Below are 16,537 nucleotides of genomic sequence, written 5' to 3'. Positions count from 1 at the left end.
TGAGAAATTAGGAGAATGACGATTAGCTTAACCTACGTCATCATGGGCCAAGCGATTAAAGAGGAAGTCTAAGGCATAATTACGTAGTTGGTAGTATTATGGATCTTCCGTGATGCAGGCGTGAGCCTCTTGCAGAGTAGCTCCGCTAACGCGTGGACGAGAAAAGGCAATTTCCACTCCTCTCTCACAAGCTATGTTTCAGTAGCTTGATAAGCCTGTAGAAGCCTAGCATGATCGAGAGTAAATCCTACTTGCATGGCTATCTGGGCAAATAAATCAATCTCAGGCTGTTGCCAATTACGGGGTTCAGAACACTGATGTGCAATTAACAAGCCAAATAGCTGCTGATCTTTGATAATGGGTGCTACTAAATTTGCTTTCACACCAAAGGATTCGAGCAGGTTAATGTGACAATCAGCCAAACCGGCCTCGTAAATGTTGTTTGTTGCAACAACGCGACCAGACTGGTACTTTTCTATATAGCCTTCAGTGAAACAGGGGTCATAGATTTTAGAGCGCAAAACTTTGGGATAACCTGGAACCACTGATTCAGCAATTATAATTCCAAACCAATTAGCGTAAAAGCTATAAACCAGAACTCGGTCAATACTGAGTGCTTTGCGAACCTCTTGGACAGTGGTTTTGATGACATCCTCTTCGTTAAGCGATTGGCGAATACTGCGGGTAATATCCACCAATAACTGACTTCGCATACTTTCAGCTTCGATTCGTTGCAGGAGTCTTGCATGGTCGAGAGCAAACCCCACTTGCATCGCTATTTGGCCAAATAAATCAATCTCAGACTGTTTCCAATCACGGGGTCTGGAGCACTGATGTGCAATTAATAAACCAAATAACTGTTGATCTTTGAGAATGGGGGCGACCAAATTTGCTTTCACAGCAAAGGATTCGAGTAATTCAATATGACAATCAGCCAAACCAGCTTCATAAATGTTGTTTATTGCTAGAACGCGACCAGACTGATACTCTTGTACATAACCTTGACCGAAACATGGGTCTTCAATTTCAGCTCGCAAAACTTTTGGGTAGGTGAGAACAACTGATTCGGCAATCACAGTTCCAGACCAATTAGCATTAAAGCTATAAACCATCACTCGGTCAGTACCCAGTACTTTACGAACTTCTTCTACAGTGGTTTTCAGCACATCCTCTTCGTTGAGGGATTGGCGAATGCTGCCGATTGTATCCGCCAGCAACTGACTTTGCACACCCTCAGCCTCGACTCGTTGCAGGAGCCTTGCATGGTCGAGAGCAAATCCCACTTGCATCGCTATCTGGGCAAAGAAATCAATTTCAGGCTGTTGCCAATCACGGGGTCTGGAGCATTGATGTGCAATCAATAAGCCAAATAGCTGTTCATCTTTGAGAATGGGTGCGACCAAATTTGCTTTCACAGCAAAGGATTCGAGTAAGTCAATGTGACAATCACGCAAACCAGCTTCATAAATGTTGTTTGTGGCTTGAACGCGACCAGACAGATACTTTTCTACATAGCCCTGAGCAAAACATGGGTCTTGAATTTCAGACCGCAAAACTTTTGGATAACCTGGAACCACTGATTCGGCAATCACAGTTCCAGACCAATTAGCGCTAAAGCTATAAACCAGCACTCGGTCAGTACTCAGTGTTTTGCGAACCTCTTCTACGGTCGTTTTGATGACATCCTCTTCGTTGAGCGATTGGCGAATGCTGCGGGTAATTTCGATAAATACCTGAGCTTTATCTGCCTTTGTATCAACCTGTTCTAGAAGTTTGGCGTAGTCAAGGGCGAATCCTACTTGCATGGCTATCTGAGCGAACAAATCAATCTCAGACTGCTGCCAAAAACGAATTCTAGAACACTGATGTGCAATCAATAAACCGAATAGCTGTTTGCCTTTGAGAATAGGTGCTACTAAATTAGATTTAACTGCAAATTGCTCCAGCAACTCAATATCACTATCACTGAGATCGGCTTGATGGATATTATCAATAGCATGGATAGAACCATTCTGGTATTTTTCTATATAACCTGCCTCGAATCCAGGGTCAGAGACTGTAAACCCTAATATTTTCGGTAAACCAGGTGCTACTGATTCGGCGATAAAGGTTCCATTACAATCGGAGTTGAAGCAAAAGATGGTTACGCGATCGATGCTTAAAGCTTTACGAATTTCTTCTGAGGTAGTTTTAAGAACATCTTCTTCATTGAATGTTTCTCGAACCCATCGAGTAATTTTAATTAATAATTGGGAGTAATCAGCTTCGGCTTCTTTCTCCTTTATCGAACCTGAAAGCAGCTCTGTGAATAAGTTGATGTTTCTCTCTAACATCACTAATTCATCTTCACTAGCGATGAAAGTTTGAGTAAACTCACTGTCTGGACGTAGCTGGTTTTTGATAGTATTAGAAGTTGCAGCAGCTTTGCTGACTCGACTAATAGCTCGATTAGTCACAAAAACAGCGATCGCACCTGCTAAAATTGCTGTTCCTCCCATACCAGTTAACAAGAGTGAGAGTTGTCTCTGTAAAGCAAGTTCAGTTTCTGTTGAACTTTTTGCACTCTTTTGTTTGACTTGCGGAATTTGTTTGGTAATTAAATTAATACCATAGTAGTAAGTAGCTGTTCCAACTGCAACTACAGGAAGGACGCTAATACTTAGTGCCCAAACAACTGCTTTAGTCTTTAAACTCCATTTTTGTTGCCACAGCCTTTGTTGACGATTTCGCCTTGCTTGGTTTTGAGAAAAAGACTGATTCATAAATGAAACCTGGTTTGCTGCAATTGAGAATCAAGTAAATAAACTCACCAACAAATTCTACACAAAACTTATTAAATAAGGATTGGCTTTCAGGAGTATTTTGAGGCACTAAGTCTTTTAGGTGATGCCCCATAAAGCTTTTGTTGCCTTTGACCTCAAAAAAAGTCAGGTCTGATTAACGGGCTTGTTAACAATCAAATTGCGTAGGCGTAGCCCATCGTAGATAATATCGCTTTGTTTGAATGTCTCATTTTCTCATCAGGTGTTATGGTTTTCTGATCAGACAGTCAAACAATTCTTTTTTCACGAAAATCAACGGGAATCTCATCCCTTCAAGGGGTGTCCGGCATAGCCGCCCGCCTCCAAAGTCATTGGTCATTAGTTATTAGTCATTGGTACTAATGACTAATAACTTTAGGTCTATGTATTGTAGTCTAATTGACTAAAAACTCTGTATCTACGATTGCACAAACACGCTTTACAAAAGTACACCTGTAAGGGCACGGCAGTGCTCATTGGTGTCAATTTCAGCTAAAAGCCTTTTCAAATCTCGTTTCCAGCAAGAGCCTGGAAATGCTGGTACTGGCGGCTCTGCCGCCAGCAATCGACTCGCTTAAAAAGTCCTGCACAAAAAGCATTTAGCCAGAACGCTCAAAACTCGTAATTGATTCTATGGTTGATAGTGTACGATGCCTGAGGAGGCCACTGAGCCAAAGCGTCTCGTAGAGAAGTGCGGGCTACGCCTACGCAGTAATTCATATTAAGCTCAAAATTTCTTTTTTAATTGCCGCAATTGCCATATTTTCCAGAAATAGCTAGAAATCCAATTGGTAATAATGTGAGCGACAATCGGCACTAATAAGTTGCCAGTGAGCAAGGCACTATATGCGAATATCATCCCGACAATTGTTGCCCAAATCACATAAGGCCATTGTTGGGAACCGCTAAGGTGTAAGATGCCAAAGCAAAGACTAGATACAATTACAGCTGTAATATCAGAGCCTAAAGCTGGCAACATTACACCTCTAAATAATAATTCTTCACTCAATCCCGGTAATAACCCCAGCCAAATTAAGTCTGGTAAAGCTAAAGGTTTCAGTACCACTTCTAGGTAATAATCTGCACTTTTACGATAGGCAGTCCAAAGGCGATAAGTTAAGCCACTTAACGCGGTGATGGCAAATCCCAACCCTACACCCAACAGCAACTCTCTTTGGTTCAAGTCCCAAGAAAATAGGGAAAAGTTGCCAAAGTATAACGACAGTTTGGCGACTATCAACAAAATGATTGCAGTCGCTCCCATCGCTCCAAGTACTTGGATGCGCGTCAGGTATGGAATTTCTGGCTCTTGCTTTTGTTGTTCAACCACGGGTTTTTAAGGGGAGAAGGGCAGGGAGCAGCGGAGGTAGGGGGCAGGGGGCAGGGGGCAGGGGAGAATAACAAACGACTAATGACTAATGACTAATGACAATTGACTGCAAAGCTAATAATTTGGGACGGAGAGCAAAGGGATCGATGCCTGCTTTGTGTGCTACTAATACGCCCACTGCTTCTAAATATGAGTTTACCTGTATAGATTTGATCCCCAACGGTTGGGGAGGAACTTTTATCAGAGTTTTATTTTCTTCTACTGTAATTATTTGGCATCCTCTTTGGCTTAAACTCAGTAAGGCACTGCTACCACAAGCCGTTGCAGGTGCGATCGCAGCATCCACTTCATCTACCCAAATATCTGCTTGCTGAGATGCTATTGCTCCTCTCTCTACGATAAATTGTGGGGCCCGACTTAATCCTACAAGGACGCACGGCAAAAAAGTATAGCCCAATTCTTCGGCGGCGGAACGGGGAGATAAATCAGGTTGTGGAGGTTCGCTCAAAAGGGCGGGAGAATGGGCGCAAGGAATTTGAAAGGTTCGCACTAGCAAATGGCTAATTACGGCTTCTGCACCCGCTAAAGGATCTACGCCTTCACCCTGGCGATATTTCTGTACTGCTTCCTCATCCATATCATCGGGGAAACGGGCAACAACTGCGATCGCTTCAGCCCCCGCTTTTTTAATTAATATTTCAGCTGCTCGTAATAAACTATCCGGGTTGCCAATTGTTCCCCAGCTAGCTCCCGATGCTGTAGTCCGTAATTCTACATTTAATGGGGCATCAGTAATTACATAATCTGTTAAAGTTAATCCCAGAGTTGCTCTGACTGCATCTGCGGCTTGTATATGTCGTAGCCGTAACTCTGGCTCAATGGCTTGGTCTAAAAGCAAACCTACCTTGTTGGTTCTAACTGGGCGCAAACCCCAGCATCCAGAGGCGAATTTGTCAAGTCCATAACCTTCAACATAGAAAGCATTTGGCAGATTCCAATACAAACTTGCGCCATTAAGGACATTGGGGTGAGTAATTAGGCGATCGCAAACCTGTGCTATAACTCTGGCAACAGGTAAAGCATCTCCTGCATAACCCCCAATGGCAGCCCCAACGCCAGTTGGTACGATTAAGATAGCGGTATACGGACGATTCATCTTAAGTTAAGAGTGATGAGTTTATAAATCACAAGCCATCAAATCCTAACCCTTGTAGAGACGCGATTAATCGCGTCTCTCTTAATCGCGTCTATCCTAACTCTGAACTGTAGTCACCACAGCTTCAACTGTAGCTTTTTGTTCCTCAGCATCCACAGAAGTAACTGCCCAACGCAGAGGTTCGCCTTGTTTCTTCAATTCTGTTTCAATTACTTCTAACAACTCTGCGGGAGTTTCTTGTAAATCAATTTCTGCGGTAATAAAATGAGTCGTCATTTTGGTAAATCCTGTTGATTTGTAGTTTCTAGAATAGCTGATTTCATCTGCGATGAAATACTTGCGTAATTTATCAGATTTGGTAATCTCCGTGAACAGTTATTCAGTTATGAAGAATCATCCGATATACTGATAACTGTTCGCTGATTATTTGCCTTTGCCAAATTGTAACTGATAAAGTACATCTTCCTTTTCCGTCTGAATTTTCAAATCAGAAAGGGGTTTGGCAATACAAAGCAATACGTAACCTTGCTTTTGTAAATCTGGACTAACGCCCATACCATCAGTTTGATCCACAGTTCCCTCGCTTATTTGACCGGCGCAAGTTGTGCAGACACCTGCATTACAAGAACTCGGCAGTTCCAAACCAGCAGCTTCGGCAACTGATAAGATTGTTTCATTTTCAGGAACTTGCAAGGTATGAATTTTGCCTTGGTGATCAATTTCTACGGTGTAAGTTTTGGGCATATACAAAAGAAGCGTGATGCAACGGACAAATGTATTAGTTTATCTGAATTAGTTAAAAATATCCAGATGTTACTATAAAAATTTAGGTTAAAGATTGATAATTATAGCAACTAATTCCAGAACAGTTTATAGATTAGTAACATTATTTACTATAAAATACACAAATAAATTAGTTAAATTTGCTTACTATAAATATGCGCGTAGGCGTAGCCCGCCGTAGGCATCGCGTTTCTTTAGAGACTGTATCTGTAAGTCTGCCTTTTGGCATTGGTTCGATGTCTTGGAAAGTTGACACCACACAAAAGAAAGCGGCTTGGTCGCTTTATGTAGAATTGGTGACGCGCATTGCTGTACAACCATTGGAAGTTGACCAGGGTTTAGTACGAGAAGCGATGAACTCTCTTTATAGTTTATTTGGTACAACCCGCGAAGTTCTCAAAGCCGCCGGGCCGGATGTGGGTGCTTCTCGTGATTCTCTGGGGGGAATTGCGATCGCTGTAAGTTAACAATATACACTATGTAACGATTGTAGCGATGGTTGCACTCACCAAGGAACTTTGGTCATCAATGTTACAATGTTGACTCTTAACGTTACAGCATTAAGCCTTAGAGCTAGAACATAAAGGCTTAATGTTACAACATTAAGCCTTCAGGTTATAACATAAAGGCTTAAGGTTACAACATTAAGCCTTAGAGCTAGAACATAAAGGCTTAAGGTTACAACATTAAGGCTTAAAGTTAAAGCGATCGCTGTTGACATAGAATACAGACCATTTATAGGGGCACAGCAATGCTGTGCCCTATTGTCTATTGCTTAAACATAATATTATTTTGCTGAAAATCAGCCTTTGATGATTAAATTCCGAGAAATCACGGGCATAAATAAAAACTTTTACTAAAAAAATGCGCTTTTTGCTGAACCAGAATCCAGGTTAATTGAGACAAAATAGCTCTGTAAAGCTATTAAAAGCGTAAAATTATGACTCGAAGAAAACGTAGTTCTCGGATTTTAGAAAAAGCTGAGTTTAGAGTTGCTGGGCTGAAAGCTATCGATCCAAAGATCAATTTTGATGATACTCACAACTTGCAAAACCTGACTCAATTAATAGACAACTTTCACAATATGCTTGATGAGTATAACGCTGCTATAGCTATAATTGACTCTTCTAGAAAAAAGCTGGATGAAACGGAAAAAACCTTAAGTCAAGTTTCAGACAAAATGCTGATGGGGGTTGGTTTCAAATACGGCAAAAACAGCAACGAATATGAACTTGCAGGCGGCGTTCGAGACAGCGAACGTATCCGTAAAAGCAGATTAACACGCTTGAAATCAAACACAGATAAAACATCAGATGAAAATGCAATAACCGCCACGCCCTAACGGGAAGTCAAAAGTCAAAAGTCAAAAGTCTTATATAATCTGCTTTTAACTTTTTTAGAATAGTATCTGTGAAAATTAAAGGTGTCTAGCAGATCCCCGACTTCTTTGAGAAGTCGGGGATCTATTTCATAATGAATGATTTAGGACTGCTATATAATAAGACTTTGCATTAACCCAGAACTTCCGAAATTTTAAAATTGAATGACTAGGTTTATACATGATAAATTCGCCAAAGACTATCTAGAAGAATTATTAAAAGATTACGGATAAGTCAAGGCATCAGAAAAAGTATCAGGAGAGATTAAAGAAATAGATGTTTTATTCACTCCTGCCAAACAACAAAGTTCTAACATACAAATACTGGGTTTGCTAGGAAGATTTGCCCAACAGCCTGCAATTTACCATTAGATTATGCATACCAAAAAGAAACTCTCGAATTAGTTTACAACTTGCGCGAAAACTTGAGAGTAAATCAAGAATTAGAAGCAGATGATAGGGAGTTAATTATGCGACTAGAACCACTTTATCAAAAAGACAGAGAACAAGCTGTACAGTTAGGAGAACAACGTTTAGTTAGACGTCAACTCAATCGCCGTATTGGTGAAATTGATACGTCATTAATCGAGCGAATTCAAGGTTTATCTCTTGAACAATTAGAGAATTTAGGAGAAGCGTTGCTAGACTTTTATAGTGTTGCTGATTTAGAAACTTGGTTAAACCAACAATCAATCTAATTTATTATTACTACACCTGGCGACTAGAAGTCGCGGCTATACAAACAAAACCCACCGACCTGGGTTAAAAATCCTTGATTTACTCTTAGTCCACGGAGGTGAACTTTGTTTGTGTAGTAGCGAATTCTAGTCGCCTCATACTTTTCAAACTTTCAGTATAAAAAAACCTGCTAATAACCGATTATCAGTAAGGCTTTCATCATAAAAGTAAGCTAAACTCTTATAGCCGAGTATTGCCTAAAAATATTTCATAATTGAAGATAGAACATCCCAATGGAGAACATAAAAATGCTAGAACAATATCGTAAACACGTTGCCGAAAGGGCAGCACTCGGTATTCCTCCTTTACCATTGGATGCGAAGCAAACCTCAGAATTATGTGAATTACTGAAAAATCCGCCAAAGGGTCAAGAGGAGATATTATTACATTTATTGAGCGATCGCGTTTCTCCTGGTGTTGATCCAGCAGCTTATGTCAAAGCTGGATTTCTCACCGCCATTGCTAAGGAAGAAATTACCAGTCCGTTGATTGCGCCCATCGAAGCAGTGCAATTGCTGGGCACAATGATAGGTGGTTACAATGTGCAATCTCTAATCGATTTGCTGCAATTGCCCACTGTATCCCTCTCCGACTCATCCGAAACACCTCTAGTAATGGGTGGACAAGGAAAGGAACCCATTTCCGCCTACGCCGCCAACGCCTTAAGCAAAATTCTCTTGGTGTATGACGCTTACCACGATGTTTTAGAGTTGTCTAAAACCAATCCTTTCGCCAAACGGGTGGTTGACTCTTGGGCGGAAGCTGAATGGTTTACTATGCGTCCCACAGTCCCAGAAGCGATTACTGTCACTGTTTTTAAAGTTCCAGGCGAAACTAATACCGACGACTTATCACCCGCCCAAAGCGCCACAACTCGCCCGGATATTCCCTTACACGCCTTGGTGATGTTAGAGTCACGGCAACCGGGAAGCTTACAAACCATTGCCGAGTTGAAAAAGAAAGGGCATCCTGTAGCTTACGTTGGGGATGTAGTTGGTACAGGTTCCTCGCGTAAATCTGCCATTAACTCAGTATTGTGGCACATGGGAAATGATATACCTTTTGTGCCAAACAAACGCGCTGGGGGTTATGTTTTAGGTGGTGCGATCGCGCCTATCTTCTTTAACACAGCAGAAGATGCCGGTGCTTTGCCTATTCAGTGCGATGTCACCAAACTAGAAACCGGCATGGTAATTACCATCCATCCCTACAAAGGCGAAATCACCAATGAAGCAGGCGAAGTCATTTCCACCTTTGCCCTCAAACCTGACACCATCCTCGATGAAGTCCGCGCAGGTGGACGCATCCCCCTACTTATCGGCCGTACCCTCACCGACAAAACCCGTCTTGCACTTGGTTTAGAACCAAGCAAAGTTTTCACCCGTCCTCAGCAAGCCTTTGATACAGGCAAAGGCTACAGCCTAGCACAGAAAATGGTAGGTAAAGCTTGTGGATTACCTGGCGTGCGTCCCGGCACATCTTGCGAACCCATCATTACCACCGTTGGTTCCCAAGATACCACAGGCCCGATGACCCGCGACGAATTGAAAGAACTCGCCTGTCTTGGTTTCAGTGCAGACTTAGTAATACAAAGTTTCTGCCACACAGCAGCTTATCCCAAACCAGTAGACATCAAAACCCATCACGAACTCCCCGATTTCTTTGCTTCTCGTGGCGGTGTCGCCCTTCGTCCCGGTGATGGTATCATCCACTCTTGGTTAAACCGGATGCTGCTACCCGACACCGTGGGAACTGGCGGCGACTCTCACACCCGCTTCCCCTTGGGTATTTCCTTCCCTGCCGGTTCGGGATTAGTGGCCTTTGCAGCCGCCTTGGGTGTGATGCCTTTAGATATGCCAGAGTCAGTTTTGGTAAGATTTAAAGGAGAATTGCAACCAGGTATCACCTTGCGGGATGTCGTGAATGCCATACCCTACGTGGCAATTCAAAAAGGTTTGCTGACAGTAGAGAAGCAGAACAAGAAAAATGTCTTCTCCGGGCGAATTCTGGAAATAGAAGGTTTGCCAGATTTAAAAGTTGAACAAGCCTTTGAACTCACCGATGCTAGCGCCGAACGTTCTTGTGCCGGATGCACAATTAAGCTGAGTGTAGAGACAATTTCTGAATATCTGCGTTCTAACATAGCGCTGCTGAAAAATATGATAGCACGAGGCTATCATGATGCCCGTACCATGCTGCGCCGTGTGGCAAAGATGGAAGAATGGTTAGCAAATCCCGTCTTGTTAGAAAGCGATGCTGATGCCGAGTATGCGGAAATAATTGAAATTGATTTGAACGAAATCAAAGAGCCAATTGTTGCTGCTCCCAATGACCCCGATAATGTTAAGTTATTATCGGAAGTTGCTAATGATCCAGTGCAAGAAGTATTCGTCGGTTCTTGTATGACGAATATTGGTCATTATCGGGCAACAGCGAAAGTTTTGGAAGGCGCAGGTGAAGTGAAAACTCGTCTGTGGATAGCACCACCAACCCGCATGGATGAACACCAATTAAAAGAAGAAGGTGTATACAGCGTTTTTGGGGCTGCGGGTGCTAGAACAGAAATGCCAGGATGCAGTTTGTGCATGGGTAATCAGGCGCGAGTTGCTGATGGCACAACAGTCTTTTCTACCTCTACCCGCAACTTCAATAATCGCATGGGTAAAGATGCGCGAGTGTATCTTGGTTCAGCAGAATTAGCCGCAGTTTGTGCGCTGCTGGGGCGGCTTCCCACAGTGCAGGAATATTTGGACATTGTGGCGAGTAGAATTCATCCTTTTGCAGATGATTTGTATCGCTATTTGAACTTTGATCAAATCGCCGGTTTTGAGGATGAAGGGCGAGTGATTGCGTTGGAAGATATGCCGAGACTTGAGGATATTTTGGGTATGCCTACGGCGGCAAGGTAGGTAATAATTGACATGAAATGCCCCAGGTTTTAATCTGTGGCTACATTAAAAAACCCGCTAACGCGGGCTTTTTAATGTAAATCCCTCATACTGAAGTCTTTGATAATACAAAAATTAGTTATTATCGTATATGATACATAAAGCAAATAACAAGCATGAAAGCATCAGAAACAACTCTCCGTAACTTACTAGAAGGTGGTAAACAGTTTCAAATACCTCTTTTTCAGCGACCATACTCTTGGAAAAAAGAGAACTGGGAGACTCTGTGGGAAGATTTGATGAGTCTTTATAATGATGATGAAAAAGGCTTTTATTTTCTTGGGCCTATAGTAACCCAAGCTGAACTTGGAACTGCTGATGGTATAAGTCGATATATTGTTATAGACGGACAACAACGTTTTACAACTCTTAGCATTCTTTTGGCGGCATTAAGAAACTATCTCAAGAAATCTGACAAACAAATAGCAGAACAGATACATGAATTTTTTTTGATAAATAAGTATCAAAAAAATGATGATTTTTATAAAGTGCTGCCAACTCAGGATGACTGCGACGCATATAAAAGTATTATCGACAATAAGACACCTAAGACTAGAAGTAAAGAATCACAATCAGGAGCAATATATGAAGCTTATAAATTTTTTGATGGGAAGCTAAAAAAGCCTTTTGCAGATGAGGATATTTTGTTAGATTTTGCAAAATTTAAAAATATTATTCTAGAACGTTTGGTATTAGTAAATATTACTTCTGATAACAACGATAACCCATATCTTATTTTTGAGAGTTTAAACAACAAAGGAGAAGAATTAACCCAAGCAGATTTAGTTCGTAACTATATATTTATGAAGTTACCTTCTGAAGAGAGAGATGAAGTTTATAACAGCGAGTGGTTGCCTCTTCAAGAAAGTTTTAAATTAAATATGAAGCAAAAAGAATATGCAGACGAACTAACTAAGGCATTTTGGTTTTATTTGCGTAAAGATGGAGAGGCAATTAATGAAAAAGCCGTTTATAAATCAATTAAACAACGCTTTGATGAATCGGCTAAACGCTTTGAAAAACCAGAATTAGGTATCAAGGCTGAGTTGCATAACCTTATAAAATTTACCAATTACTATTTACGTCTTAATTTTGATGATGAAGAACAAGAACCAAAACTAAGGCATTGGTTTCAGCGATTAAAAAAATTGGATTTCACTACTTGTCATATATTTCTCCTGAATATTTATTATGAATATGAGGCACAACACTTATCTATTCAAGATTTTGAGAAAATCCTGCAATATTTAGAATCTTACTTTGTACGCCGTTGGATTGTTGGGATTCCTACTAGAGCTTTAGGTATAACATTTAACAATTTGTATAAGCAAGTAAAGGAAACAAATCCTGAAGATTTAGTAAATGGGTTACGTCAAGTTCTAATTAGTTTCGATAAAAGTCAAGTATTTCCTGATGACAACTTATTCTGTCAGCATATCACCAATGAACCTCTATATAATCCTAAAAGCTCGACAGCAAATGAACGCGTGAAGTTTTTATTAGAAAGTATAGAACGATCTCTGAGCAAAGAGCGTGTTGATACTCAACCTATGAGTCTTGAACATATTATGCCCCAAAAGTCACCCTTACGTAAGGAATGGCAAGAAATGTTAGGCACAAATTATAGCAAGACCCAAAAAGAATTGCTTCACACTTTGGGAAATCTCACGTTGACACAATATAACTCTGAATTATCTAACAAATCTTTTGAGGAGAAATTGAAGATTTTAAGGACTAGTAATGTGACTTTGAACCAATATTTTCACAAGGTAAATGTTTGGAATGAAGAAGAAATCAAAAGTCGCGCTGAATCTTTAGCTAAGATTGCGATTAAAGTATGGCCTCGATAAAAGAAATTGTATGCGATCGCACCTTTGCACTTCGCACACAGACCTAACCCCCCAACCCCCTTCCCTGCAAGGGAAGGGGGAGAAATCCGGCTCCCCTCTCCGCTTCGGAGAGGGGTTGGGGGAGAGGTCAATCATAATGTAAAGATAAATACCTATTTCATACTTTATAAATGAATAATCCAACACCCGAAGAACCCTATCCACTGACAAAAGAGGGAACCCGCAATATTGTAATTGGATACAAAGCAGACTTAGCAAAAGCGCAACGTGCTAAAGAACTTCGTCAGCAAATGACACCAGAAGAAAAAATTCTTTGGCAACATCTTCGTGCTAATCGCCTGAATGGTTTGCACTTTCGCCGTCAGCAGATTATCAATGGCTTTATTGCAGATTTCTACTGTCACGCAACTGCATTAGTGATAGAAGTAGATGGCAAAATTCATGAACAACAAGCCGAATATGATGCCGAACGGGACAAAGTTTTGTCAGCTAGGGGACTACGTTTGTTGCGAATTAAAAATGAAGAAGTGAGACACGAACTTGATAAAGTTTTGATGCTTATTTCCACAGCTTGTTCTCAACAGACCTAACCCCCCAGCCCCCTTCCCTTGTAGGGAAGCTACGGTGTACACACAAGTAGAATTATCCCCCTTGGAAAGGTGGGAGATTGGAAAATCTAGTTCCCTCCCCAATACATACGGGGAGGGTTAGGGTGGGGTAATTTGAGGACTGGTAGTGATTCGATCACTTGTGTGTACACCGTAGTTGTAGGGAAGGGGGAGAAATCCGGCTCACCTCTCCGCCTCGGAGAGGGGTTGGGGGAGAGGTCAATCCATGCGATCGCGATAAACTGTTAAAGTCTAATTACTTAACACCAGACTTTTTACACATAGGAGTTATAAAATGCTTGAAATTCACAAAAACTATGTTCTCTACGAAAATCAAATTTAGATAATAGAATAAGTTGCGTTAACATAGCGTCTCGTAGAGAAGGTATCGCTTGTACTCTTCGCTGAAAAGTAATTTAGGCACTTTAGATTGCCTTTTATCTGGCGATGGTTTACTCGATCTCGATGAGAGTGCTTCTTCGATAATCTAAAGATAAACGCTTGCTTTCTTCACAAGTTCCTCAAATTGTTTTGCTATAAACATAAATATGGGTATGGGGCGAAAACCTTTAAGAAATTTAAAATTCACAAGTTGCTAAACATAGTGGAGGGATTAGTCATTTTTGACAATCCAGCATCTGGAAACCCGAAACCGTAAAGACCAATTACCAATGAAATCGGAGGTCTATTATGATGTTTAAAAAGATTCTAGCTGCATTAGATCGCTCGGAAATAGGGCAACAAGTTTTTGAGGAAGCGTTGGATTTAGCAAAGTTAACACAAGCTAGCTTAATGCTGGTGCATGTCCTATCTCCCGAAGAAGAGGGTAGTCCTTACCTACCTATGCTGTCTAATTTTGACTACTATCCGGGATTGAGTAGTCAAAACTTCGAGTTATATCAAAAGCAGTGGGATGCCTTTAAAAATGAAGGAATTAAAATGTTGCAATCTTTCTGTGCCCAAGCTAACACAGCAGGTGTAACCACGGAATTTACACAAAACATTGGTAATCCTGGCCGCATCATTTGTGATTTAGCTCATAGTTATGGCGCTGACCTAATTGTTATGGGTCGTCGGGGTCGTTCTGGGTTAGCAGAACTATTTCTCGGTAGTGTGAGTAACTACGTTCTTCACCATGGTCCTTGTTCAGTGCATGTTGTGCATCTTTTAGTTACTCCTAAAAAAGATGAAGTTGTTAAAGAAACTACAAGCACTTTAATCGTTAACTAATGACTTTACCAAATCAGTTTGATAAAGTCGTTCCTTGGTTAATGCTCAATCGTAAAGGGTTGGATATTCTAACCGAAACTTAAGCTAAGTGTAATGAAAAATTGCTCCTCTATGGTTTCCCCAAGAGGAGCAATTTTCTAAGAGAGACGTAGCTAACGTTCTGCATCCGCAGGAAATGGGTATTAAACTCTCTAATTCCAGACAATTGTTTATTAATGTGACCTTTGCCAATAGAAATGAGGAATCAGTTTCACAGAAAGGTATGCTGTTAATCAGCATTATCATAAAAAAGCAATTTGTCCAATGAAAAATACTTCTGCGAAGGAAATAATTGCAGGCATTTCCCGATTTGGCAAAGCTAATTTCAGAGTCACTAAGAAACAGATTTTATTTAGTACCCTTATTCTATGCCTTGGTTTACTAGGACTGGGTGGTTTCTGGTTTAAATCCAGATATAAATTTGATAATAAGATGAGTGTCAAGCTACAAGAATTATCTAATGTCGATTATCCAGTCAATCCCGCGCCCTTAGGCAAAAATTTTCAAAGATATTCTAATAGAAAATTAATAATTCTTAAGAAAGATGATACACATTTCGATTTTGTGCTTGAGCCAACAGATAACAGAACGGCACAAATAGTTATAAAAAATGTTGATTTAGAGCTATTAGTCCCTAAAGCACCCGAATGGGTTAAAAAAGATCAAGGTTTAGAAATAATCGCTTTTACAGACCGGGAGTGGAACAGACAACAGGTTACTTTTCCTGCTAATTCAAAAAACATAGAAATTGTCGGAGGAGACGGTTTTGAAAAGCAAAACCTCGTAGAGGTCGCTTTGGCTAATAATTGCTTAAATGCAGGATTTTGGGAAATTTTACTTTTCACGAAAGAGGATGGTAATAAATCTCTTTATTATCAAAGTTGGTTTACCTTTCCAATGGGACATTACAAAAATATTTTTGAAAATATTAATAAGATTTCTTATTGGCAGCATTGGTGGAAGTTAGAACACTGGCAAGATCCCAGTGGCACAATAGTAAAGACTAATCTTCTGAGAAATGTAATTGATCAAAAAGAAGTTGTTACGCAGTTTCCCCTTGATGAAAGAATAATTGTATCAGGAGAACAAAGTAGAAAAGTTAGAACTACGCTAGCGTCAAATATCACAAAATGGAAAGATTTTTACGACGCTAAAAATGAAATTAAATTTGCCAGTTTTCGACCACCAGGATTTTATGATCAAAATAAGCCTTGGGGAAATCAATATTGGAGAATAGGCAAATTTGACAAAGCCATTTTAAGGAATATTAAACCGATTGGCGTTGAACAAAATTTACAGGAAATTGAGCTAGGATTCACAGATACCAAGACTGGTGAAAAAAATAGATTATTCATTAGTGGCATTAATCTGAAAACGCTTCCCCAATTGCCTGTAGAAGATTATCCTAAAGGCTTATATATGCCGATGGGAATTGGGATACCTCCTTTTTATCAAAGCTACGATGAATTAACGAAAAATCATCCAGATGTTAGTCCCTACTTCAGTCTTTTACTAGATTCACAAGAGCGGTGGATAGATCATCACCATTTAGCAGTTGATGGTTCAGTGATGCATCTTGATAAAGATAACCCAAATCTTTTGCATCTTTACTTACTATCCTATGAAAGGAATACTTTAATAGCTCACTTTTTGATAAATTTAAAATAGATAGATTA

The 16,537-nt window shown here is 40.5% G+C and carries 11 protein-coding genes and 3 pseudogenes; 8 read left to right on the top strand and 6 right to left on the bottom strand.

Annotation, left to right across the window (positions count from 1 at the left end):
• Positions 1-27 precede the first annotated feature (27 nt).
• The 6 genes and pseudogenes from ACEYW6_RS09950 to ACEYW6_RS09925 form a co-directional block, all read right to left on the bottom strand.
• A pseudogene (locus ACEYW6_RS09950) lies at positions 28-177 on the bottom strand (ABC transporter ATP-binding protein); the annotation flags it as partial.
• A 14-nt stretch (positions 178-191) separates the two neighbouring features.
• Positions 192-2,762, bottom strand: coding sequence for a GAF domain-containing protein (locus ACEYW6_RS09945; protein WP_412979574.1), 2,571 nt, complete (start codon positions 2,760-2,762; stop codon positions 192-194).
• A gap of 766 nt (positions 2,763-3,528) precedes the next feature.
• Positions 3,529-4,131, bottom strand: coding sequence for a CPBP family intramembrane glutamic endopeptidase (locus ACEYW6_RS09940; protein WP_412979573.1), 603 nt, complete (start codon positions 4,129-4,131; stop codon positions 3,529-3,531).
• 85 nt (positions 4,132-4,216) lie between these two features.
• Positions 4,217-5,287 carry a DUF3326 domain-containing protein gene (locus tag ACEYW6_RS09935; protein ID WP_412979572.1) on the bottom strand — a complete coding sequence of 357 codons (1,071 nt, stop codon included), beginning with the start codon at positions 5,285-5,287 and terminating at the stop codon, positions 4,217-4,219.
• Between the two features lie 96 nt (positions 5,288-5,383).
• Entirely contained in the window at positions 5,384-5,563 is a 180-nt protein-coding gene (locus ACEYW6_RS09930; RefSeq protein ID WP_412979571.1) for a hypothetical protein, read from the bottom strand.
• 147 nt (positions 5,564-5,710) lie between these two features.
• Entirely contained in the window at positions 5,711-6,031 is a 321-nt protein-coding gene (locus ACEYW6_RS09925; RefSeq protein WP_196510130.1) for a 2Fe-2S iron-sulfur cluster-binding protein, read from the bottom strand.
• A 275-nt stretch (positions 6,032-6,306) separates the two neighbouring features.
• Here ACEYW6_RS09925 and ACEYW6_RS09920 point away from each other — a divergent pair.
• The 8 genes and pseudogenes from ACEYW6_RS09920 to ACEYW6_RS09885 form a co-directional block, all read left to right on the top strand.
• Positions 6,307-6,531, top strand: a pseudogene (locus tag ACEYW6_RS09920) (hypothetical protein); the annotation flags it as partial.
• Positions 6,532-7,010: 479 nt separating this feature from the next.
• Entirely contained in the window at positions 7,011-7,412 is a 402-nt protein-coding gene (locus ACEYW6_RS09915) for a hypothetical protein (protein WP_412979570.1), read from the top strand.
• A 201-nt stretch (positions 7,413-7,613) separates the two neighbouring features.
• A pseudogene (locus tag ACEYW6_RS09910) lies at positions 7,614-8,146 on the top strand (DUF4351 domain-containing protein).
• A 288-nt stretch (positions 8,147-8,434) separates the two neighbouring features.
• On the top strand, positions 8,435-11,095 hold the full coding sequence (gene acnB / locus ACEYW6_RS09905) for a bifunctional aconitate hydratase 2/2-methylisocitrate dehydratase (RefSeq protein WP_412979569.1): 2,661 nt from the start codon (positions 8,435-8,437) through the stop codon (positions 11,093-11,095).
• A 155-nt stretch (positions 11,096-11,250) separates the two neighbouring features.
• Positions 11,251-12,984: a DUF262 domain-containing protein gene (locus ACEYW6_RS09900; RefSeq protein ID WP_412979568.1), complete on the top strand. Its 1,734-nt coding sequence runs from the start codon at positions 11,251-11,253 to the stop codon at positions 12,982-12,984.
• Positions 12,985-13,154: 170 nt separating this feature from the next.
• Complete coding sequence (locus ACEYW6_RS09895) at positions 13,155-13,574, top strand: endonuclease domain-containing protein (RefSeq protein WP_412979567.1); 420 nt, start codon at positions 13,155-13,157, stop codon at positions 13,572-13,574.
• Positions 13,575-14,285: 711 nt separating this feature from the next.
• Positions 14,286-14,822: a universal stress protein gene (locus tag ACEYW6_RS09890; RefSeq protein WP_412979692.1), complete on the top strand. Its 537-nt coding sequence runs from the start codon at positions 14,286-14,288 to the stop codon at positions 14,820-14,822.
• A gap of 303 nt (positions 14,823-15,125) precedes the next feature.
• Positions 15,126-16,529 carry a hypothetical protein gene (locus ACEYW6_RS09885; RefSeq protein WP_412979566.1) on the top strand — a complete coding sequence of 468 codons (1,404 nt, stop codon included), beginning with the start codon at positions 15,126-15,128 and terminating at the stop codon, positions 16,527-16,529.
• Positions 16,530-16,537 lie beyond the last annotated feature (8 nt).

This window comes from Nostoc sp. UIC 10607 (genome assembly GCF_047228265.1).
Taxonomy (GTDB): domain Bacteria; phylum Cyanobacteriota; class Cyanobacteriia; order Cyanobacteriales; family Nostocaceae; genus Nostoc; species Nostoc foliaceum_A.
The sequence above is the reverse complement of the archived record's forward strand: the minus strand, read 5'-3'. Positions and strand labels throughout refer to the sequence as shown.

What these genes read in the sequence shown, in the direction of transcription:
- ACEYW6_RS09945 (WP_412979574.1), bottom strand. Translation starts at nt 2,762, where the DNA reads ATGAATCAGTCTTTTTCTCAAAACCAAGCAAGGCGAAATCGTCAACAA.
- ACEYW6_RS09935 (WP_412979572.1), bottom strand. Translation starts at nt 5,287, where the DNA reads ATGAATCGTCCGTATACCGCTATCTTAATCGTACCAACTGGCGTTGGG.
- ACEYW6_RS09930 (WP_412979571.1), bottom strand. Translation starts at nt 5,563, where the DNA reads ATGACGACTCATTTTATTACCGCAGAAATTGATTTACAAGAAACTCCC.
- ACEYW6_RS09925 (WP_196510130.1), bottom strand. Translation starts at nt 6,031, where the DNA reads ATGCCCAAAACTTACACCGTAGAAATTGATCACCAAGGCAAAATTCAT.
- ACEYW6_RS09915 (WP_412979570.1), top strand. Translation starts at nt 7,011, where the DNA reads ATGACTCGAAGAAAACGTAGTTCTCGGATTTTAGAAAAAGCTGAGTTT.
- acnB (WP_412979569.1), top strand. Translation starts at nt 8,435, where the DNA reads ATGCTAGAACAATATCGTAAACACGTTGCCGAAAGGGCAGCACTCGGT.
- ACEYW6_RS09900 (WP_412979568.1), top strand. Translation starts at nt 11,251, where the DNA reads ATGAAAGCATCAGAAACAACTCTCCGTAACTTACTAGAAGGTGGTAAA.
- ACEYW6_RS09895 (WP_412979567.1), top strand. Translation starts at nt 13,155, where the DNA reads ATGAATAATCCAACACCCGAAGAACCCTATCCACTGACAAAAGAGGGA.
- ACEYW6_RS09890 (WP_412979692.1), top strand. Translation starts at nt 14,286, where the DNA reads ATGTTTAAAAAGATTCTAGCTGCATTAGATCGCTCGGAAATAGGGCAA.
- ACEYW6_RS09885 (WP_412979566.1), top strand. Translation starts at nt 15,126, where the DNA reads ATGAAAAATACTTCTGCGAAGGAAATAATTGCAGGCATTTCCCGATTT.